The 21,565-nt window shown below is 30.8% G+C and carries 20 protein-coding genes; 9 read left to right on the forward strand and 11 right to left on the reverse strand.

What is annotated here, in order from left to right; translation table 11 throughout:
- The first annotated feature begins 208 nt into the window (after window positions 1–208).
- The 5 genes from ACZ49Z_RS14010 to ACZ49Z_RS14030 all read left to right on the forward strand — a co-directional run bounded on the left by ACZ49Z_RS14010 (window position 209) and on the right by ACZ49Z_RS14030 (window position 4,238).
- A complete protein-coding gene (locus ACZ49Z_RS14010) occupies window positions 209–817 on the forward strand; it encodes a PAS domain-containing protein (protein ID WP_464304932.1) in 609 nt (202 codons plus the stop codon).
- Between the two features lie 307 nt (window positions 818–1,124).
- The gene (locus tag ACZ49Z_RS14015; RefSeq protein ID WP_464304933.1) at window positions 1,125–2,603 is read left to right on the forward strand and encodes a malate:quinone oxidoreductase; all 1,479 of its coding nucleotides are present in this window, start codon (window positions 1,125–1,127) and stop codon (window positions 2,601–2,603) included.
- 122 nt (window positions 2,604–2,725) lie between these two features.
- The gene (gene ruvX / locus ACZ49Z_RS14020; protein ID WP_464304934.1) at window positions 2,726–3,139 is read left to right on the forward strand and encodes a Holliday junction resolvase RuvX; all 414 of its coding nucleotides are present in this window, start codon (window positions 2,726–2,728) and stop codon (window positions 3,137–3,139) included.
- 8 nt (window positions 3,140–3,147) lie between these two features.
- The gene (locus ACZ49Z_RS14025) at window positions 3,148–3,627 is read left to right on the forward strand and encodes an Lrp/AsnC family transcriptional regulator (RefSeq protein ID WP_464304935.1); all 480 of its coding nucleotides are present in this window, start codon (window positions 3,148–3,150) and stop codon (window positions 3,625–3,627) included.
- A 389-nt stretch (window positions 3,628–4,016) separates the two neighbouring features.
- Entirely contained in the window at window positions 4,017–4,238 is a 222-nt protein-coding gene (locus ACZ49Z_RS14030) for a hypothetical protein (protein WP_464304936.1), read from the forward strand.
- Window positions 4,239–4,315: 77 nt separating this feature from the next.
- Here the strand turns inward: ACZ49Z_RS14030 and argH are convergent, their stop codons facing one another.
- The 8 genes from argH to ACZ49Z_RS14070 form a co-directional block, all read right to left on the reverse strand.
- Window positions 4,316–5,626: an argininosuccinate lyase gene (gene argH / locus ACZ49Z_RS14035; protein WP_464304937.1), complete on the reverse strand. Its 1,311-nt coding sequence runs from the start codon at window positions 5,624–5,626 to the stop codon at window positions 4,316–4,318.
- Window position 5,627: 1 nt separating this feature from the next.
- Complete coding sequence (locus ACZ49Z_RS14040) at window positions 5,628–6,713, reverse strand: M20 family metallo-hydrolase (RefSeq protein ID WP_464304938.1); 1,086 nt, start codon at window positions 6,711–6,713, stop codon at window positions 5,628–5,630.
- Window positions 6,688–7,488 carry an acetylglutamate kinase gene (gene argB / locus ACZ49Z_RS14045; protein WP_464304939.1) on the reverse strand — a complete coding sequence of 267 codons (801 nt, stop codon included), beginning with the start codon at window positions 7,486–7,488 and terminating at the stop codon, window positions 6,688–6,690. Before argB ends, ACZ49Z_RS14040 begins: the two co-directional genes overlap by 26 nt.
- The gene (locus ACZ49Z_RS14050) at window positions 7,481–8,434 is read right to left on the reverse strand and encodes a Rossmann-fold NAD(P)-binding domain-containing protein (RefSeq protein WP_464304940.1); all 954 of its coding nucleotides are present in this window, start codon (window positions 8,432–8,434) and stop codon (window positions 7,481–7,483) included. The genes argB and ACZ49Z_RS14050 overlap by 8 nt, the downstream gene beginning before the upstream one ends.
- Window positions 8,435–8,480: 46 nt before the next feature.
- Window positions 8,481–9,659, reverse strand: coding sequence for an aspartate aminotransferase family protein (locus ACZ49Z_RS14055; protein ID WP_464304941.1), 1,179 nt, complete (start codon window positions 9,657–9,659; stop codon window positions 8,481–8,483).
- 155 nt (window positions 9,660–9,814) lie between these two features.
- Window positions 9,815–10,789 (reverse strand): N-acetyl-gamma-glutamyl-phosphate reductase, encoded by a 975-nt coding sequence (argC, locus tag ACZ49Z_RS14060; protein ID WP_464304942.1) that lies wholly within the window; start codon window positions 10,787–10,789, stop codon window positions 9,815–9,817.
- Window positions 10,779–11,996 (reverse strand): argininosuccinate synthase, encoded by a 1,218-nt coding sequence (locus ACZ49Z_RS14065; RefSeq protein WP_464304943.1) that lies wholly within the window; start codon window positions 11,994–11,996, stop codon window positions 10,779–10,781. Before ACZ49Z_RS14065 ends, argC begins: the two co-directional genes overlap by 11 nt.
- Window positions 11,993–12,670 carry an N-acetyltransferase gene (locus ACZ49Z_RS14070; protein WP_464304944.1) on the reverse strand — a complete coding sequence of 226 codons (678 nt, stop codon included), beginning with the start codon at window positions 12,668–12,670 and terminating at the stop codon, window positions 11,993–11,995. Before ACZ49Z_RS14070 ends, ACZ49Z_RS14065 begins: the two co-directional genes overlap by 4 nt.
- A gap of 197 nt (window positions 12,671–12,867) precedes the next feature.
- Between ACZ49Z_RS14070 and def the strand changes: the two genes are divergently transcribed.
- From def to ACZ49Z_RS14085, 3 genes are all read left to right on the forward strand, one after another.
- A complete protein-coding gene (gene def, locus ACZ49Z_RS14075) occupies window positions 12,868–13,455 on the forward strand; it encodes a peptide deformylase (protein ID WP_464304945.1) in 588 nt (195 codons plus the stop codon).
- A 124-nt stretch (window positions 13,456–13,579) separates the two neighbouring features.
- Window positions 13,580–14,002 (forward strand): DUF5606 family protein, encoded by a 423-nt coding sequence (locus tag ACZ49Z_RS14080; protein WP_464304946.1) that lies wholly within the window; start codon window positions 13,580–13,582, stop codon window positions 14,000–14,002.
- 225 nt (window positions 14,003–14,227) lie between these two features.
- The gene (locus tag ACZ49Z_RS14085; protein ID WP_464304430.1) at window positions 14,228–15,589 is read left to right on the forward strand and encodes a transposase family protein; all 1,362 of its coding nucleotides are present in this window, start codon (window positions 14,228–14,230) and stop codon (window positions 15,587–15,589) included.
- A 222-nt stretch (window positions 15,590–15,811) separates the two neighbouring features.
- Here ACZ49Z_RS14085 and ACZ49Z_RS14090 read toward each other — a convergent pair whose 3' ends face one another.
- Both ACZ49Z_RS14090 and uvrB read right to left on the reverse strand, forming a co-directional pair.
- A complete protein-coding gene (locus tag ACZ49Z_RS14090) occupies window positions 15,812–16,273 on the reverse strand; it encodes a DMP19 family protein (RefSeq protein ID WP_464304947.1) in 462 nt (153 codons plus the stop codon).
- A 12-nt stretch (window positions 16,274–16,285) separates the two neighbouring features.
- Complete coding sequence (uvrB, locus tag ACZ49Z_RS14095) at window positions 16,286–18,274, reverse strand: excinuclease ABC subunit UvrB (protein WP_464304948.1); 1,989 nt, start codon at window positions 18,272–18,274, stop codon at window positions 16,286–16,288.
- Between the two features lie 125 nt (window positions 18,275–18,399).
- Here uvrB and ACZ49Z_RS14100 point away from each other — a divergent pair, with 125 nt between their 5' ends.
- Entirely contained in the window at window positions 18,400–19,578 is a 1,179-nt protein-coding gene (locus tag ACZ49Z_RS14100; RefSeq protein ID WP_464304949.1) for a M28 family peptidase, read from the forward strand.
- Between the two features lie 355 nt (window positions 19,579–19,933).
- Here ACZ49Z_RS14100 and ACZ49Z_RS14105 read toward each other — a convergent pair whose 3' ends face one another.
- Window positions 19,934–21,295 carry a transposase family protein gene (locus ACZ49Z_RS14105; RefSeq protein ID WP_464304430.1) on the reverse strand — a complete coding sequence of 454 codons (1,362 nt, stop codon included), beginning with the start codon at window positions 21,293–21,295 and terminating at the stop codon, window positions 19,934–19,936.
- Window positions 21,296–21,565 lie beyond the last annotated feature (270 nt).

Genomic DNA, 21,565 nt, shown 5'->3' on the forward strand with positions numbered 1-21,565 from the left:
TTTCAAATAATTAATGTTTGTTTTTTTGACTCAAAAATGTGTTAAAGTTTTATAGTTTAAATGTAAAGTTTTTCTTCATATAACAAATATTTGCTTTATTAAAACTGATTTTTATCAGGTTTTTAAAATCAATGTTTATATAGTTTTGCGGCAAGATTAAAGCTGTTAGCAACCAGAATTAATTAGTAATAAAATAGTAAAAAAACAAATGAATTTAGACAATCAAACTTCAAACAGACCTGTGTTAATCGATAAAGAAGTTTCTTGGGATAAGACTCAAATAATTATGAGTAAAACTAATCCGAGGGGTATAATAGAATATGCAAATGAAGTTTTTGTAGATGTTTGCGGATATGAAGATTATGAATTAATGGGGCAACCTCACAACATAATTCGTCATCCAGATATGCCAAAAGTTATTTTTAAAGTACTTTGGGAGAAACTTAAAAAAGGGGAGAATTTTCATGCGATTGTTAAAAATTTAGCGAAGTCAGGAAGATATTACTGGGTAATTACTGATTTTGAAATTGCTAAAGATGAAAATGGAGAGATAGTAAATTATTTTGCACGAAGAAGAGCTATTCCGCAAGAGGTAATTACTAATCATATTGAACCTTTATATAAAAAACTGTTACAAATTGAAGCTGCTAGTGGTATAGAATATAGCGAAAAGTATCTAAATGGTTTTTTAGAAGAAAAAAATAAAACCTATGTTCAATATATTATGGAGTTAATATATGAACAAGAAAAAATAAACAATAAATCGACCAAAGTTGAAGAGGAAAAAGGATTTTTCAGTAGATTCTTTGGGAAATAATAATTGTTTTTGTTTTTATAGTTATGGTTGGAAGCACACTTGTTTTTAAATAAAAGGTGTGCTTTATTTTTTTGTAATTTTTCCATAATTATTGGTCTAACTAGTTTTTTCTTTAATTAATGTTTTGTTTTTGGATAGATTATTATAAAGTATACATTTTCAAAAATAAATTGCTGTTAATTGTGTAACAAAATAGTCTCTATTTAAAGCTTTTTTGCTCTTTCAAAATTTCTAATGAGTCAATGTTATAGCTATCTTTGTACCACAAACTAGGTATAGAGTTTAGTGAATTAAAAGAAGTTTTGAAATGGAAGAACCAGATGTTATTTTAATTGGAGCAGGTATAATGAGTGCTACATTAGGAATTTTAATGAAAGAATTAGATCCAAATTGTAAAATTGAAATTTATGAACGAATGTCTGAAGCAGCATCAGAGAGTAGCGATGCATGGAATAATGCAGGAACAGGACATGCTGCGTTTTGTGAGTTAAATTATACACCTGAAAAAGAAGATGGAACAATTGATATAAGTAAAGCTTTAAAAATATCTGAAGCCTACGAAGTTTCAAGACAGTTTTGGAGTTATTTGGTGAAAAAAGAAATCATTAAAAACCCTGAAGATTTTATTCATTCAATACCACATGTAAGTTTTGTTTGGGGAGAAGAAAATGTTAATTTTTTAAAGAAAAGACACCAAGCATTAACAACAAAAAGTTTGTTCAAAAGAATGCTCTTCAGTACCGATAAAGATGTTTTGAATAACTGGATTCCTTTAGTGGTTAAAGATAGAGATCCAAACACACCTGTTGCGGCTACCTATATGCCAATTGGCACCGATGTGAATTTTGGTTCGCTCACACGTTTACTTTTCGAATATTTAAAAAATCAAGACGGAGTTTCATTATATTTTCAAACTGAAGTTGAAAAACTAAAAAAGCAAAACGACGGGAAATGGAAGGTAAAAGTTAGAGATTTAGTTACAAAAAAATCTAGAAAGACCAATACGCCCTTTGTTTTCATTGGAGCAGGAGGAGGCTCTTTGCGATTATTAGAAAAAGCAAATATTGAAGCAGGAGAAGGATATGGAGGATTTCCAATTAGCGGACAATGGTTGCGCTGTATGAATCCAGAAGTGATTAAACAACATAATGCAAAAGTATATGGCAAAGCCTCAGTTGGTTCACCACCAATGTCTGTTCCTCATATCGATACGAGAATGATAGATGGAAAACAAGAATTACTTTTCGGACCCTATGCTGGTTTTACCACAAAGTTCCTAAAAAATGGTTCTTACCTTGATCTGATAAAATCCATTCAGACCGATAATATTCGTCCGATGCTTTCTGCTGGAGTTCACAATATTCCTTTAACAAAATATTTGATAGAACAAGTAATGCAATCGCAAGAAGATAGAATGGAAGCTTTAAAAAATTACTTTCCTAATGCGAAAAGTGAAGATTGGGTGCTAGAAACAGCTGGAAAAAGAGTACAGGTTATTAAGAAAGATAAAAACGGGAAAGGTGTTTTAGAATTCGGAACAGAAGTAGTAAATGATTCTGACGGCTCTTTAGCGGTTCTATTAGGAGCTTCACCAGGTGCATCTACATCGGTTTCAATTATGATTGAAGTGATTAGCAGATGCTTTTCTAATAAATACAATTCAGAACAGTGGCAAGCAAAATTGAAAGAAATGATTCCAGCATTTGGTGAAACATTAAATGATAATGAGGAATTGTGTACTCAAATTAGAGCCATGACAAGCAAGACTTTGAAGTTAGTAAATTAAAAATGTAGCACTAATTTTACGAATTTTGACCAATCAATTAGTGTTAATTCATGAAATTAGTGTTTTCTTCTAAAGTTCAATTCAAGTTTACTTTCCTTATCTTTGCTTCATAAAACAAAATTATGTCTAGAATACTTTCTATTGATTATGGTTTAAAACGAACAGGAATTGCAGTAACTGATGAAATGCAAATTATTGCTTCTGGTTTAACTACAATTCCATCTGAAACTCTAATTCCTTTTTTAAAAGAATACTTTTCTAAAGAAAAAGTTGGAAAGGTAATTATTGGTGAGCCCAAGCAAATGGACGGAACACCTTCTGAAAGTGCTGCAATAATTGAAAAATTTATCAAAATATTTCAAAAAGAGTTTCCAGAAATGACCTTGGATAGAGTTGATGAACGATTTACTTCTAAAATGGCTTTTCAAACTATGATTGACAGTGGTTTGAAGAAAAACCAACGTAAAAATAAGGCATTAATTGATGAAATTGCTGCTACAATCATGCTTCAAGATTATTTGCAATATAAAAAATAATACAAAAAATGAAAGACCAATTAGACACTAAAGATCAATTAATATTAGAAATTTTACAAAATGATTCCACTATTTCTGTGAAAGATATTGGTGAAAAAATCGGACTTTCGTTTACACCTACTTATGAGCGTATCAAGAATTTAGAACGGAACGGTGTTATAAAAAAATACGTTGCTTTGGTTGACCGATTTAAAATTGGTGTTGAAATTGTAGTGTATTGTAATATAACCTTAAAAGAACAATCTAAAGAAGCCTTAGATGAATTTGAGCAAATGATAATTGCTATTCCACAAGTTTTAGACGTTATTAGCTTGTCTGGAAATTATGATTATATGCTAAAAATTGTAGCACAAGATATTAGAAGTTATAATGAATTTGTAGTGAATGTCATTTCAAATATTCCAAATATTGGACAATATCATAGTAGTATTGTAATGAATGAATGTAAAAAAGAAACAGCTTATCCGTTAGGAGTTGTAAAAGAATAATGAAATAGCTTTTCATTGCCTTAATAATGAAAACTTAGTTTTTTTATTAGAATTTATTTATCACAGTCCTAAATTTTTCATCAATCATTATTACAAATACTTTGTAGTTAATACAGTTCCAAATATTTGTAATATAATAGAGTATAGATAGGGTCGAGTTTGAAAAATTAATAGTCTATCTTTTAGGTTGAAAGGAATAAAATAACGGTTTTTAATTTTATTAATGCTGAAAACTATTGTTTTTTATTGAATAGACGAATAATTTCTTTAAAATTTTCTTTAATAAAACATTTAGAGGGTTTTTATGTCACCCATTTTGGGTGATTTTTCGTGTTTTTATAATACTTAGTTTTGTTTAAACAATTTTGTATAACTAAAATAAACAAAAAATGAAAAACAATTTATTATTTAAGAAATTTATTCTTTCTAAAGAAAAACAAAAAAATGTTCTTGCAGGTTTAAAAGAAGTGATTGATCCTAATTCTACTAGATTTAAATGTGTTGTAGCAGGTAGAGTTTTATGTGATCAAACACTTGTTAGTTTTGGTTATACTGAAAGGAAATGTAAAAGTGAATGTGATGATAGAAATGGTACTTGGTACACTAGTTAATATCTAATAAGTATTAACATTTACCTGTTTTTTAACCTTTGTCAAAATTCAAAACTTTGACAAAGGTTTTAACTATCTTATTTAAACCTACTCATCACTTCCTTAAAATTTTCCACAATCAAATCATTTCTTAGATTGCCAATGCTTCCTTCATGAGAATGTGCTACTTTGTAATTAGGTTCAAAAGTATTGTTTTCAATAGCTAAACCGATGTTTTTATACGCATCTCTAAACGCAATTCCTTCTAACACTTGTTGGTTCACGTTTTCCACACTAAACATGTATTTGTATTTCCTATCTTCCACAATATTGGGTTTTATTTGAATATGAGCCAACATAAAGTCTAACATTTCCAAACATTCTTTCATGGAAGAGATAGCTGGAAACAAAATTTCTTTCGTTACTTGAACATCTCTATGATAACCTGAAGGTAAATTATTGGTAACCAATATCAATTCGTTTGGAACCGCTTGAATCCTGTTGCATTTGGCTCTCATAATTTCAAAAACATCTGGATTTTTTTTGTGTGGCATAATACTACTTCCTGTGGTTAAGGAATCTGGAAAGGAAATGAATCCAAAATTTTGATTTAAATACAAACACATATCAAAAGCAAATTTACTCAAGGTTCCTGCCATGGTTGCCAAAGCCATTCCAAACACTTTTTCCGATTTTCCTCTAGTCATTTGAGCATAAACGGAATTCACATTTAAGGTTTTAAAACCTAATAATTGAGTAGTTAATGTTCTATTTAAAGGAAATGAAGTACCATAACCAGCTCCTGAACCTAATGGGTTTTTGTTTACTACATGATAAGCTGCTAGAAACACTTCTAAGTCATCTATTAAACTTTCTGCATAAGCTCCAAACCAAAGTCCGAAAGAAGAAGGCATCGCAATTTGTAAATGGGTGTAACCTGGTAAAAGAATATCTTTATGTTGGTTACTTAATTGAATTAATGTGCCGAAAAGCTTTTCTGTTAGGGAAACAATTTCGTTAATTTCTGCTTTGAAATATAATTTTAAATCGGTTAACACTTGATCGTTTCTAGAACGTCCACTGTGGATTTTTTTACCAATGTCACCAATGCGTTGAATCAACAAATGTTCTACTTGCGAATGTACATCTTCAATTCCTGCTTCAATTTCGAAATTTCCGTTTTCAATTTCAACAGCAATATTTTTTAATTCTTTTTCAATAGCATTCCATTCATCATTGGTCAACAAACCTATAGAATTTAGCATTTCACAATGCGCTAACGAACCTAATACATCATATTTTGCTAATTTATAATCAAAAAGCACATCATTACCAACAGTAAATTTTTCTACTATTGAAGCATGTTCTTGATTGGAATTTTCTTTCTTTTGCCAAATTTTAGTTGCCATTTTATAGTATTTGGGTTAAAATTGAAATATGAATTTGGATAGCTTCCTTAATTTCATCTAAATAAATATATTCGTCACTACTATGCGAACGAGTAGATAAACCTGGGCCTATTTTTAAAGACGGACAAGGAATGACAGCTTGATCTGATGAGGTTGGTGATCCATAATAGGTTCTACCCAGTTTTAAACCTGCTTTTACATAAGGATGATCCATTGGAATAGAAGAGGAGTTCAATCGTAATGAACGAGCGGTTACTTTCGATTTTACATTTTCTTGAACCAAATTGTACACTTCTTCATTGGAATACAGTTCATTCGTACGCACATCAACTGTAAACGAACACGAATTTGGAACTACATTATGTTGGGAACCGCTGTTAATAATCGTTGGTGTCATTTTAACTTCTCCTAGAATAGGTGAAATTTTATCAAATTTATATTGGGTAAACCAATGAATATCTTGAATGGCATTTAAAATAGCATTATCATCATTTGGATGAGCTGCATGAGAAGAGGTTCCAGAAGCTTCGCAATCTAAAACTAATAATCCTTTTTCAGCTATAGCCAAATTCATTTCTGTAGGTTCGCCCACAATGGCAAAATCAATATCACCTAATTCTTTATATATCGATTCTACACCGTTTACACCAGAAATTTCTTCTTCTGCTGTAGCAGTTATAATAATATTATAGTTCAAATTTTCTTTTTCGTAGAAATATAAAAACGTACTTATTAAACTTACCAAAGGTCCACCCGCATCGTTACTGCCTAAACCAAAAAGTTTTCCGTCTTTTTCTATTGGTGTGAAAGGATCTAAAGTATAACCTGAATTTGGTTTAACCGTATCATGATGTGAATTTAAAAGGATTGTAGGTTTTGATGCATCATAATATTTATTGTAAGCCCAAACATTATTCATACTTCTATGGGTTGGGATATCGTGAGATTTGAAAAAATCTTCAATAATTGCTGCTGTTTTATCTTCGCTTTTACTGAAAGAAGGTGTGGCTATTAATTTTTTCAGCAGTGAAAGTGCTGTTTCATATAATGATGTAACTGTATTATTGGATAATTCTTGTGTATTCATGATTTGTGTTGTTTAAAAAGCCTAAAATATTAGTGGCTTTTAAGATTCCTATTGCTGAAACTCCGTTTTGTAAGGCATTGAAACAATTATCTAATTTGGGTAGCATTCCTTTTGAAATTATACCATCGTTTTTCAATTGTTTGTATTGTTGATGATTCAAAAATTTAATTACTGAATCATCATTACTGGGTTCAGATAATACACCCTTTTTTTCAAAACAGTACAATAAAGACACATCATATTTTGAAGCTAAACTAGTTGCTAAAGTACTTGCAATGGAATCCGCATTTGTGTTTAATAATTGCCCATTTCCATCGTGTGTGATGGCATTTACAACAGGTGTTAAGCCGAAATTGATTAGGTTTTCAATAAAAGCAGTATTTACACTATTTTCATTCAAATCACCTACAAATCCGTAATCTATGGTTAGATGGATTCTTTTTGTGGTTTTAATCAAATTAGCATCTGCACCCGATAATCCAATGCTATTTTTATTGTTTTTTTGTAATGATGCGACAATATTTTTATTAATGTAGCCCGCATAAACCATCGTTGCAATTTTAATAGTCTCTGTATCTGTTATTCGTCGTCCATCGATTAATTGTTGTGGTATGTTTAGTTTTTCGGCTAAATCGGTTGCTAATTTTCCACCACCATGAACGAGAATAAAAGGTGTATTGATGGTGGCAATAGTCTCTAGAAATTGTGCTAATTCAAACTTATTGTCGATACTATTACCACCTATTTTAATAATTAATAACTTTTGGTTATTCATTGTTTTCTAATATTTTTTGAAGAATTATTTGAGCTGCAAAAGTCCTATTGTTAGCTTGTTTGTAAACTAACGAATTTTCACTATCTAATACTTCGTCACTTATTTCAACATTTCTTCTCACTGGCAAACAATGCATTATTTTAGCATTATTACTTCCTTTTAACTTGTCATTGGTTAGCAACCAATCTTCCTCAACAGGAATTACTTTTCCATATTCTTTGAATGAAGACCAATTTTTCACATACACAAAATCGGCATTTTCTAATGCTTTTTCCTGATTGTATTCTAGGGTTGCATTTTTTGTAAATTCAGTATCTAATTCGTACCCTTTGGGATGTGTAATTACAAACTCATAATCACTCGCATTCATCCATTGTGCAAATGAATTTCCTACTGCATGTGGAATAGGTTTAATATGTGGTGCCCAAGTTAAGACCACTTTTGGTTTTTTATTTTTTGGTAAATGTTCTTCAATTGTAATGCAATCGGCTAAACTTTGAAGAGGGTGCAAAGTGGCAGATTCTAAGGAAACTACAGGAACTTTTGCATGTTTTTCAAACAATTTATACACTTTTTCGGAGACATCTTCTTCTTTATTGGTCAAACCAGCAAAACAACGAATACCAATAATATCGCAATATTGACTCAAAACATTGGCTGCATCTTTTACATGTTCGACTGTGTTGCCATTCATAACAGCTCCATCTTCAAATTCCCAAGTCCAAGCTTCTTGATTTGCGTTTAATATAATGGTATGTAACCCCAAATTTTGAGCTGCTTTTTGAGTACTTAATCTTGTTCGTAAACTCGAATTTAAAAATACCAATCCTATTGTTTTTCCTTTTCCAAGGTGATTGTTTTGTTGTGGTGCTTTTTTTAAAGCAATAGCCTCTTTAATTGTTGTTTGTAAATCTGTTATATCGTTAACAGAGAAGAATCTTTTCATCTCTTTTTTGTCTTGTTTATTATATTAATTTTGCACTAATCACTAATTATGTTAGCACCGCTTTTTTACTTTGGTTTATTTCTTCTTTTTTATAATGTAACCTTGAAAGAGTTTTAAAAGCGCTAATAAAAACATCTAATTCTTTTTTAGAGATGTTTAAAGCAGGTAAAATTCGTAAAGTGTTAGGGCAAGAAGCATTTCCAGTTAAAATTCTAAAATCTTGTAACAATTGATTTCTAAAAGGAGCACAAGCTGTTTTTAATTCAATTCCAAACATTAAACCTTTGTATCTTATTTCTTTAACTATTGGATTATCTTTAAGTTGTTGGTTTAAATAATCCCCCATTTCTGTTGCATTTTGCATCAATTTTTCAGACTGGATAACTTCTAAAACCGCTTTTGAAGCTGCACAAGCTAAATAATTGCCACCAAAAGTAGTTCCTAATAAGCCGTGTTTTGCTTCGATTTCGGGTGAAATAAGCACACCACCAACGGGGAATCCATTACCCATTCCTTTGGCAACGGTTATAATATCTGCTTGAACATTGGCATGTTGATGTGCAAAGAATTTACCTGTTCTTCCATAACCTGATTGAATTTCGTCAGCAATAAATAAGGCTTCATAACGGTCGCATAACACTCTTATTTTTTGTAAAAAAGCAGTGGTTGGAATTTGAACACCACCTACACCTTGAATACCTTCAATTATAACAGCAGCAATTTCATTTGTTTTAAAGGCTTCGTCTAATGCTTCAATATCGTTAAACGATAAGAAAATAAAATTATCGGTTTCATTTATTGGAGCAATTATTTTTTTATTATCGGTAGCAGCAACGGCAGCAGCAGTTCTTCCGTGAAATGCTTTACTAAAACAAATTACTTTTTTCTTATTGGTATGAAATGAAGCTAATTTTAACGCATTTTCATTGGCTTCCGCTCCAGAATTACACATAAAGAATTCATAATTATCATAACCACTGGCTTTTCCTAATAATTTAGCCACTTCTTCTTGAATAGGAATTCGAACGGAATTAGAATAAAAACCTATATTGTGTAATTGTCTTGTTAACATTTTTACATAAGTAGGATGACTATGACCTATAGAAATAACGGCATGACCACCATATAAATCTAAATACTTTTCATTTCTATCATTCCATAAATAAGAGCCTTCTGCTTCAACGAAGTTTAAATCGAATAACGGATATACATCAAATAATTTCATATGTTTAAAATTTATTTTTTAGTGGTAACATATGGTATCACCTTTTTAATCATTGGTGTTTATCTCACAATTATTATATTTTTCATCGGTATTCGATGATTTTTCAATTGTTTGCAACAAACTTGTTGTTAGTGGTGATTTCATATATGTAAGTTTTAAAATGCGGATGCTTTTAATTTCAAGCCTAATGTAGGTTCCCAACCTAGCATTAAATTCATATTTTGAATCGCTTGACCCGAAGCTCCTTTTACTAAATTGTCTATTACAGAATGAACTACAACTTGTTCATTTTGTTTTTCTATGTGAATCAAACACTTGTTGGTGTTGACTACTTGTTTTAAATCGATAGTATTTCTAGAAACAAAAACAAAAGGGTTGCCTTTGTAAAATGTTTCATATATTTTGTATAATTCTTCCAATGGTAAATTGCTTTCCAAAGTTGAACTTGTAAAAATTCCTCTGGTAAAATCACCTCTCCATGGTACAAATTCTAATTGGACTTTTTCTTTATTTAAGTGTTCCAATGTTTGGCAAATTTCAGGCACGTGCTGATGATTCAATGTTTTATAAGCCGAAATATTATTGGTTCTCCAACTAAAATGAGACGTTGGTTGCAATTGTTGTCCAGCTCCTGTTGCTCCAGTGATTCCTGTAGTATATACTTTATTTAATAATTTTTCTTTTGCCAATGGAAGCAAAGCCAATTGAATAGCTGTTGCAAAACAACCTGGATTTGCAACATAATTTGCTTTCTTAATCGCTTCTTCATTGGTTTCTGATAAACCATAAATGAATTCACCTTGACTGAAATTTCCGTTTAATCTGAAATCATTTCCTAAATCAATAATTTTTATTTGGTTGGCAACCGAATTATTTTCGATCCAACCTTTACTTTCTTTGTGAGGCAAACACAAGAATAAAACGTCTATTGTATTTGTATATTCATTGGTAAACGTTAAATTCGTTTCTCCAAACAAATCGGTATGAATCTCATAAACTGGTTTATTGGCATTACTTCTGCTTAAAGCAAAAACAATTTCAACATTAGGATGATTCAATAACAAACGAATTAATTCACCACCAGTATAACCTGCAGCACCAATAATTCCTACTTTAATTTTAGTTTGCATCTACTTCTGTTTGATTAGCATTTACTTTGTGATAAATCGAAAGTGAATTACTAATAATTTTTGAATATCCTTTTACGTCATTACCAGACCAACCCAAATTCATTTCTCCATAGCTACCAAATTTAGCATTCATCAAATCATTCTCAGATTCAATTCCGTTTAAAATATAACGATAAGGAAGCAGTGTAATAAAAACTTTTCCATTTACTTTATCTTGTGTGCTTTCAAAAAAAGCTTCAATATCTCTCATGGCTGGATCTAAAAACAAACCTTCGTGTAACCAACTGCCATACCAATCAGCAAGTTGAGATTTCAGGTTTAATTGGAATTTTGAAAGCGTGTGTTTTTCCAACAAATGATGTGCTTTTAAAATTAAAATGGCAGCTGCCGCTTCAAACCCAACTCTTCCTTTAATCCCAACAATAGTGTCACCCACATGAATGTCTCTCCCAATTGCAAATTGAGAAGCTATGCTTTCTAGGTATTGAATGGCTTCAATAGGTTGTGAAAAAGTATCATTATTAATACCAACGAATTCTCCTTTTGAGAAATGAAGCGTTATAGATAATTTATCTGCTTCAGTTTTGTTTAATTGTGAAGGAAATGCTGTTTCGGGTAAGTAACCATGAGAAGTCAAGGTTTCCTTACCACCTACAGAAGTTCCCCAAAGTCCTTTATTAATAGAATATAACGCTTTTTCAAAGTTAATTTCGAAACCGTTTTCAGCTAAAAAAGAGATTTCAGCTTCTCTAGATAATTTTAAATCTCTAATAGGTGTAATGATTTCTACATTTGGACATAAAATATTAAAAATAACATCAAAACGAACTTGATCATTACCAGCACCAGTACTGCCATGCGCTACCGCTTTGGCTTGAATTTGAAGAGCATAATCGGCAATGGTTTTTGCTTGAATGGTTCTTTCTGCACTTACTGAAAGGGGATAAGTATTGTTTTTTAAAACATTCCCATAGATTAAGTATTTTAAGCAAGAAGTGTAATAAGCTTCTGTTGCATCGATACATGTGTAAGAGTAAACACCCAATTCATAAGCTCGTTTTTCTATTGCTATTATTTCATCATTGGAAAATCCACCTGTATTAACAGTAACTGCATGCACCTCATAATTTAATTTTTTAGAGAGATAAACAGCACAAAATGAGGTGTCTAATCCGCCACTGTATGCTAAAACTATTTTCTTTTTCATTTTTTAATTGTTTTTAAAAAAGTTTTACTTTTTCTTTTGAGTTTTAACGATATGATTTTAAGTAAGGAATGTTTCTTTTTCATCCGATTTAATCGTTCTTTAATTAGGATTTTTTCTTCTTTTTGCCTTTTTTGTAACACATCGTTATTCTTGTCATACATCATTGCTGTACACAAACAATTTTTTCTATTTTTAGAGATTAAAATGTCATAGTTAACACAACTTTTACATCCTTCCCAAAATTTCTCATCTTGTGTAATTTCTGAGTAAGGTATAGGTTCGTAACCCAATTCACTGTTTATTTTCATCACAGCCAAACCTGTTGTTAACCCAAAAATTTTTGCTTCTGGAAATTTTCTTCGTGATAATTTGAAAATTTCTTTTTTTATTTTCCTTGCTAGTCCTAACTCTCTGAATTGTGGAGCCACAATTAATCCAGAGTTGACAACAAATTTTTCCTCGCTCCAAGTTTCAATATAGCAGAAACCAGCCCATTCATTTTGCTCAGTAAGTGCAATAATAGCGTTGCCTTCTGTTATTTTTTTATTTAGATATTCTATGGAACGCTTAGCAATTCCAGTACCTCTCACTTTAGCAGAGCTTTCCATTTCTGTAATAATTGCTTCACAAAAAATAGAATGCTCAATGCTAGTTTGTTCAATTTTGATCGTCATTACACCAAATTTTTTGCAAATGTAAATTAAATATTTATTTAAAAACAAATAAAAAGATAAAATAACTTAAAAATAAATAATAATAGATAAAATATCTTTTGATGTTTTGTTTATTAACCTTGATATTTTATATTGTTTTGTTTTTAAGTTATTTTTAAGAAATATTTTGCTTAATTTTGCGTTCTAAATTTTTGAAAATGATTTTACCTATATACGGCTATGGTGAGCCGGTTTTGAGAAAAGTAAGTGAAGAAATTACAAAAGAGTACCCTAATCTAAAAGAAACCATTGCAGATATGTTTGAAACAATGTATCAGGCTTATGGACTTGGTTTAGCCGCTCCTCAAGTAGGATTGCCAATTCGCTTATTTGTAATAGATACAGAGCCTTTAGCAGATAGTGATGAAGTTTCAAAAGAAGAAGCAGAAGAGTTAAAAACATTTAAAAAAGTGTTTATTAATGCTAAGATATTGAAGGAAGAAGGTGATGTTTGGGGATTTAATGAAGGTTGTTTAAGCATTCCAGATGTGAGAGAAGATGTTTTTCGTCATGAAACTATCACAATAGAATATTATGATGAAGATTTTAATAAAAAAACAGAAGTTATTTCTGGTTTGAGAGCTCGTGTAATTCAACATGAGTATGATCATATTGAAGGTATATTGTTTACAGATCATTTATCTATGTTAAAGAAAAAAATTATAGGTAAAAAACTAATGAACATTATGGAAGGTAAAGCAAAACCTGATTATAGAATGAAATTTGCTAATAAAAAAGGAAGATAAGTAAAGTATTTATTAAAGAGTTGTTAATGAAAAGTAACGCGTGGTACTTTGAACTTTCAATTTTTTAATTTTTTAACTTTAAACTAAAATTATATATTTGCCAACCTTAAAATAAAAAAGAAAAATGAGCATTCAAAAAATATTAGCTATAGCTGGGAAACCAGGTTTATATGAATTAAAGATTCAAACACGTACTGGTTTTGTTGCGGAAGCATTGTTAGACGGTAAAAGAATTACTGTAGGAATGAGAAGTAACGTAAGTTTACTATCTGAAATCGCTGTATATACTTATTCAGAAGAAATTCGCTTAGCAGAAGTTTTTAAAGCGATTGCAACAAAAGAGAATGATGGAGCAGCAATTTCTCACAAAGAAGACGACGCAAAATTGAAAGCATATTTTAGAGAAGTGTTACCAGAATTCGATGAAGATAGAGTATATACTTCAGATATTAAGAAGATTTTAAATTGGTATAATATCTTACAACCAAAAGGATTTGTATCAGTTGAAGCTTTATCAAAAGAAGAAAAAGAAGAAACTGCAGAATAATTGTAGCATGTAAAACAAAAAAGTCCTCAAATTTGAGGACTTTTTTGTTTTTGAAAATGTTGTTTGAATTCAAAAATGTATCATTCTCCAAATGTATTTCAATACCAAGGCACATTCACAATTAAATAAATACTTGCTTATCAGTTATTTAATTTGTATTTTAGAAGAAACAAACCCCGAGAATGCTCAAAAAGAGTCAAAAACGGGGTTTTCTTTTAAATATGTATGTCAAAAATAATACGAATAAGTGAATTTCAGCACAAATTGCCTTTAAATATTATCAATGAAGATTTTAATGTTTTTTATGAGCAATTTCTAAAGTCTGATTTAGGTAAAATTCATCTAGCTACACCTTTTTCAGAACTTTCTCAAAGTTTTAAATTGAAAGCGTGCAAAAAAGGTCCAGATTGCATTTTTAGTACTAAAGGTAAGATTGCCTTGATGATGCTAAAAAACTATTATGGTTGTTCTGATGCTAAACTAATCGAGTTGTTAAACGGAAATGTTTACATGCAATACTTTTGTGATATTGTATTACCTCTAGATTCCCCGCTTACAAATTTTAAAATAGTTAGCCAAATAAGAATGGAATTAGCCAAAAAATTAGATGTTCGAAAAGTTCAAGAAACATTAGCTAAAAGCTGGCTACCTTATATGAATGATTTAGACAAAGTCTTGATAGATGCCACTTGTTATGAGAGTGAGTTGCGTTTTCCTACCAATGAGAAACTACTTTGGGAATGTATTGTGTGGAATTACAATCAAATGAAATCATTATGTGGAATTTTAAAAATAAAACTTCCAAGAACCAAATATATTGATTGGTGTAAACGCTACAATGAGTATTCTAGAAAAAGAAAAAAAACAGCAAAGCAACGAACAAAAATGACTCGTGGTCTTCTGAAATTATTATATAAACTTAATGGAGAATTGAGTAAAATTGAAAATCAATATTCCTTTGAGCCAACCACAAAATACAGCAAACAACGCAGAATAATCCGTCTTATTTACCAACAACAATCAAAAATTTTTGCAACAGGAAAAAGCGTTCCCGATAGAATTGTTAGCATAAATAAAAGTTATATTCGCCCAATTGTGCGTGGTAAAGAAGTAAAACAAGTAGAATTTGGAGCAAAAGTAAATAAAATTCAAATTGATGGAATCAATTTTATAGAACATATAGAATACCGTGCCTTTAACGAAGGAACTCGATTTCAAAACAGTATATTTTGCGCACAAAATCTAACTAAAACTAAAGTAAGAATTACTGGAGCTGATGCTATTTATGCCACAAATAAAAACAGAACTTTTTCGTCCACAAATAACATACAAACAGACTTTGTTAGAAAAGGAAAAGCTGGAAAACACGAAGAGCATAGAAAGAAGCTAGCCTCAGAAATTAAAAAAGAAAGAGCTACTCGATTAGAAGGTAGTTTTGGCAAAGAAAAAGAGCACTATAATTTACGAAAGATAAAAGCTAGAACCAAGAAAAGTGAAATGCTTTGGATTTTTTTCGGAATACATACAGCTAATGCTAAAGAAATAGGAAGAAGAATTTACAAAAATCAAACACAACTAGCAGCGTAAAGTATTCAAAAAAATACTTTATAGGAAAAGTGCGTCTTGTTGAGAAATATCAAATTTAAAAATCATAAAAACATATAATTTTTACTACAAAATAAAAAACCTCAATTATATTAATATGAATTGAGGTTTTTATTTAAAGTATTTTTCAAAAAATCTTGTTACTTCTGAATTTGCCTACCAAAATGTACATTTTTTTCTATAGTTATCTTTTGTAATAAAAAATTAATTAAATGCTGTTGGATGGTTTCGAATATAAGTTACAATTAGAGTTACGATATCTTCTTCTTGTTCATCGTTAAAAAATAACTCATCTAAATCTTCCCAACCAGAAATGGCTTTATCGTCTAATTTTTTAATAGTATTTTGTCTTTTGATAGTATCTTCTGAATAGTTATTTACGCCGAAAAGTCCAATTGCTTTGGCTATAATGTTAGCCGTTTTGGGTGCTCCAATATTTTTATAGGCTTCCAGTATTTCTTTTGCAAAGCTTCCAGTTTCTCCATTGAAAAAATAGTAAAATCCTCCTTCATTCATTGCTCCTTCAAAAATATCGATAAGCACAAATGTAGTTTCTTGAGCAGTAAGGTTGTCTGTTTCCTGTTTTTTGTTCCAAACGTTTGTACCAATAGCTTCAATGATTGCAATTTCGTCTGTCAGTTCTAGTATTTCAGTGATGTTTTTCATTAGTTTTCTTATTTATATCTTTTCTTGTAAAGCTTTGATTTCGTCTCTCAATTTGGCAGCTTGCATAAAATCTAGTTCTTTGGCAGCTTTTTCCATGGCTTTACGTTTTTCACGTATTTTCTTTTCAATCTCTGGTTTGGATAAGTATTCACTTTCGGGTTCTGCTGCTTTATATTCTAGATTGTCATAATATTGTGTGGAAACCGAATTACCGCTAAGTGCATTTCCTAAACTTTTGTTTAATGCCTTTGGTTCAAGTCCGTGTTTGATGTTGTATGCCATTTGTTTCTCTCTTCTGTAAGTAGTCTCATCTATGGTTTTTTGCATACTTTTGGTAATCTTATCCGCATACATTATGGCTTTCCCGTTTACATTTCTAGCTGCACGCCCTACAGTTTGTGTTAAGGAACGATGACTTCTCAAAAATCCTTCTTTATCAGCATCTAAAATGGCAACGAGTGAAACTTCGGGTAAATCCAAACCTTCACGAAGCAGGTTAACGCCAATTAATACATCAAAAAGCCCTTTTCTAAGATCTTGCATAATTTCTACACGCTCTAAGGTATCCACATCAGAATGTACATAGCGACAACGAATCGCTACTTTGGTTAGGTATTTAGTGAGTTCTTCTGCCATTCTTTTAGTAAGCGTGGTAATTAATACTCGCTCATCGGCTTCGCAACGCAACTGAATTTCTTCGATTAAATCGTCTATTTGATTTTCGCTTGGACGTATTTCTATAATAGGGTCTAGTAATCCTGTTGGTCGAATTATTTGTTCTACATAAATTCCTTCCGATTTTTCAAGTTCATAATCGGCAGGAGTTGCAGAAACATAAACAACCTGATTTTGCAAAGCTTCAAATTCTTCAAATTTTAAAGGTCTATTATCCATTGCAGCTGGTAGTCGAAATCCATATTCAACAAGGTTTTCTTTTCTACTTCTATCTCCTCCATACATGGCGTGTACTTGTGAAATGGTTACGTGACTTTCATCAACAACCATTAAGAAATCATCTGGGAAGTAATCGAGCAAACAGAAAGGTCTTGTGCCTGCTTCTCGACCATCAAGATAGCGAGAATAATTTTCGATACCTGAACAATACCCAAGCTCACGTATCATTTCTAAATCAAAATTGGTTCGCTCTTCTAAGCGTTTTGCTTCTAAATGTTTGCCTATTTCTTTAAAATAGTCAACTTGTTTCACCATATCTTGTTGAATTTCCCAAATAGCTTTTTGCAATACGTCTGGAGAAGTTACAAACATGTTGGCAGGATAAATGTTTAATTTTTCATATTTTTCAATCACCTGAGCTGTTCTTGGATCGAATGCTTCTATTTCTTCAATCTCATCTCCAAAAAAATGTATTCTAAACGGATCGTCTGCATAGCTTGGAAAAACTTCTACAGTATCTCCTTTTATTCTAAAAGTTCCTGGAGTAAATTCTGCTTCAGTTCTTGCGTAGAGACTTTGGACTAATTTATGAAGTAATTTGGTTCTAGAGATGACTTGGTCTCGTTCAATGGAAATTACATTTTTCTGAAATTCAACAGGATTTCCTATACCATAAAGACACGACACAGAGGAAATAACGACTATGTCTCTTCGTCCTGAAAGTAGAGCAGAAGTAGTACTTAATCGTAATTTTTCGAGTTCATCGTTTATGGAAAGGTCTTTTTCTATATAGGTTCCTGTTACAGGAATGAAGGCTTCTGGTTGATAATAATCATAATAGGAAACAAAATATTGAACAGAGTTGTTGGGGAAAAATTGCTTGAACTCAGAATATAATTGTGCAGCTAATGTTTTATTATGTGCGAGTATTAAAGTAGGCTTTTGTACTTCTTGAATCATGTTTGCAACGGTAAAGGTTTTCCCAGAACCCGTTACTCCTAATAATGTTTGGTATTTTTCTCCATTGATTATTCCTTTAGATAATTTTTCAATGGCTTGTGGTTGATCTCCTGTTGGAACGTATTCCGAAACTACTTGGAACTTCATTTAGTATGGTTACTTTTTTTATATCTGTAAAGTTACAAAGTTAATTTAAGATTTTTTCATTGCAGAATAAATTATATATTTGTTATTACTGTTTTAGCCCTAACACTTTACAAATCAAATTACAAATGAAAAACAAATTACACTTAACTACGCTATTGCTATTATTTATAAACGGTTTGTTTGGACAAACTTTTATTCAGGCTTACGCAGATATTGCAAATCAGGTTTCTCAATCAAATGTTACTAATAACTTAACAGAATTTGAAGCTTTAGGAGTAAAAAGAAGAGGAACACAACCATTGGAAGATACCTATGTTTGGTTGCGCAACAAATATCTTGGGTTTGGCTATACAAACGCTCAATTGCAAGAAGACACTTTTTTGAATGGTGGCTATACCTGTAAAAATTTAATTGTAACAAAGGTGGGAACAACATATCCCAATACTTTTGTAATTATCTGCGGACATTATGATTCTTTAAACGGAACAGGTACCAATGACAATGGAAGTGGAGTAAATACAATTCTTGAAGTCGCAAGATTATTGCAAAATGTTCCTACAGAATATTCTATTAAATTTATTAATTTTAGTGGTGAAGAAGATGGATTAATAGGGAGTCAACACTACGTCACAAATGTAGTAAACGGAACAGTACCTAAAATGGATATTAAATTAGTTTTTAATATTGACCAAGTAGGTGGTGTTGCAGGAATGACAAATAATACTATTACTTGCGAACGCGATACAGGAACACCAACAACCAATAATGCAGCATCAAACACTATAACAAATGAATTAATCACCTGTGTGGGACTTTATTCTCCATTAAACACTAATCTTTCCTATGCGTATTCTTCAGATTATATGCCTTTTGAAGACAATAATGAAGTGATTACTGGTTTTTATGAAACGAATGAAACCACACACGGTCATTCGGCTTCCGATTTATTAGTGAATATGGATCCAGTATATAATTATAATGTAGCCAAAGCAGCTACAGGAGCCATGTTGCATTTTGCAGTTGCGGCAACTAATTTAAATGATGCTAATTTTACTAATTCAAATGAAATTGGTTTTTATCCTAATCCTGTTAAAGATTATTTAACGATTAATTTAGGGACAAACCCTGAGTCTAATTATTTATTGAAATTAAGCGATATTCAAGGAAAAGAAGTTTTTTCAAATACTTTTTCTGGAACACAACAGTTAGTATCTCTAAATTTAGATACTTTATCCAAAGGAATGTATGTTGCTACTTTAAGTTCGGATAAAACTATTGTGAGAAAGAAAATTATTGTGGAGTAAATATGATATAATATATTATAAAACACCTCTTTTAAACTGTTTTAAAAGAGGTGTTTTTTTAATTACTTTGAAAAGTGATTACAAAAAGTGTTATTCAACAGCTATTTGATGACTTTCTATTTGATCATTAATATAGATTTTAAGTATATAGATCCCTTTATTAAGATTTCTAACCGAAAAGGCAAATTCAGAAGTAACAAGATTTTTTGAAAAATACTTTAAATAAAAACCTCAATTCATATTAATATAATTGAGGTTTTTTATTTTGTAGTAAAAATTATATGTTTTTATGATTTTTAAATTTGATATTTCTCAACAAGACGCACTTTTCCTATAAAGTATTTTTTTGAATACTTTACGCTGCTAGTTGTGTTTGATTTTTGTAAATTCTTCTTCCTATTTCTTTAGCATTAGCTGTATGTATTCCGAAAAAAATCCAAAGCATTTCACTTTTCTTGGTTCTAGCTTTTATCTTTCGTAAATTATAGTGCTCTTTTTCTTTGCCAAAACTACCTTCTAATCGAGTAGCTCTTTCTTTTTTAATTTCTGAGGCTAGCTTCTTTCTATGCTCTTCGTGTTTTCCAGCTTTTCCTTTTCTAACAAAGTCTGTTTGTATGTTATTTGTGGACGAAAAAGTTCTGTTTTTATTTGTGGCATAAATAGCATCAGCTCCAGTAATTCTTACTTTAGTTTTAGTTAGATTTTGTGCGCAAAATATACTGTTTTGAAATCGAGTTCCTTCGTTAAAGGCACGGTATTCTATATGTTCTATAAAATTGATTCCATCAATTTGAATTTTATTTACTTTTGCTCCAAATTCTACTTGTTTTACTTCTTTACCACGCACAATTGGGCGAATATAACTTTTATTTATGCTAACAATTCTATCGGGAACGCTTTTTCCTGTTGCAAAAATTTTTGATTGTTGTTGGTAAATAAGACGGATTATTCTGCGTTGTTTGCTGTATTTTGTGGTTGGCTCAAAGGAATATTGATTTTCAATTTTACTCAATTCTCCATTAAGTTTATATAATAATTTCAGAAGACCACGAGTCATTTTTGTTCGTTGCTTTGCTGTTTTTTTTCTTTTTCTAGAATACTCATTGTAGCGTTTACACCAATCAATATATTTGGTTCTTGGAAGTTTTATTTTTAAAATGCCACATAATGATTTCATTTGATTGTAATTCCACACAATACATTCCCAAAGTAGTTTCTCATTGGTAGGAAAACGCAACTCACTCTCATAACAAGTGGCATCTATCAAGACTTTGTCTAAATCATTCATATAAGGTAGCCAGCTTTTAGCTAATGTTTCTTGAACTTTTCGAACATCTAATTTTTTGGCTAATTCCATTCTTATTTGGCTAACTATTTTAAAATTTGTAAGCGGGGAATCTAGAGGTAATACAATATCACAAAAGTATTGCATGTAAACATTTCCGTTTAACAACTCGATTAGTTTAGCATCAGAACAACCATAATAGTTTTTTAGCATCATCAAGGCAATCTTACCTTTAGTACTAAAAATGCAATCTGGACCTTTTTTGCACGCTTTCAATTTAAAACTTTGAGAAAGTTCTGAAAAAGGTGTAGCTAGATGAATTTTACCTAAATCAGACTTTAGAAATTGCTCATAAAAAACATTAAAATCTTCATTGATAATATTTAAAGGCAATTTGTGCTGAAATTCACTTATTCGTATTATTTTTGACATACATATTTAAAAGAAAACCCCGTTTTTGACTCTTTTTGAGCATTCTCGGGGTTTATTTCTTCTAAAATACAAATTAAATAACTGATAAGCAAGTATTTATTTAATTGTGAATGTGCCTAAAAAATTCACAAATACAACTCCAACGGAATTTAGAAAAAAAAATAGTATAGAAAAACCGTCCTAATTTATCCAAAATTGTCCTAAATCATTCATTATAGAGAATTTAGGACATTTATTTTTTTATGATTTATACTTTTGAAGAGTCAATTT

Source organism: Flavobacterium sp. KY-23415 (genome assembly GCF_055384985.1).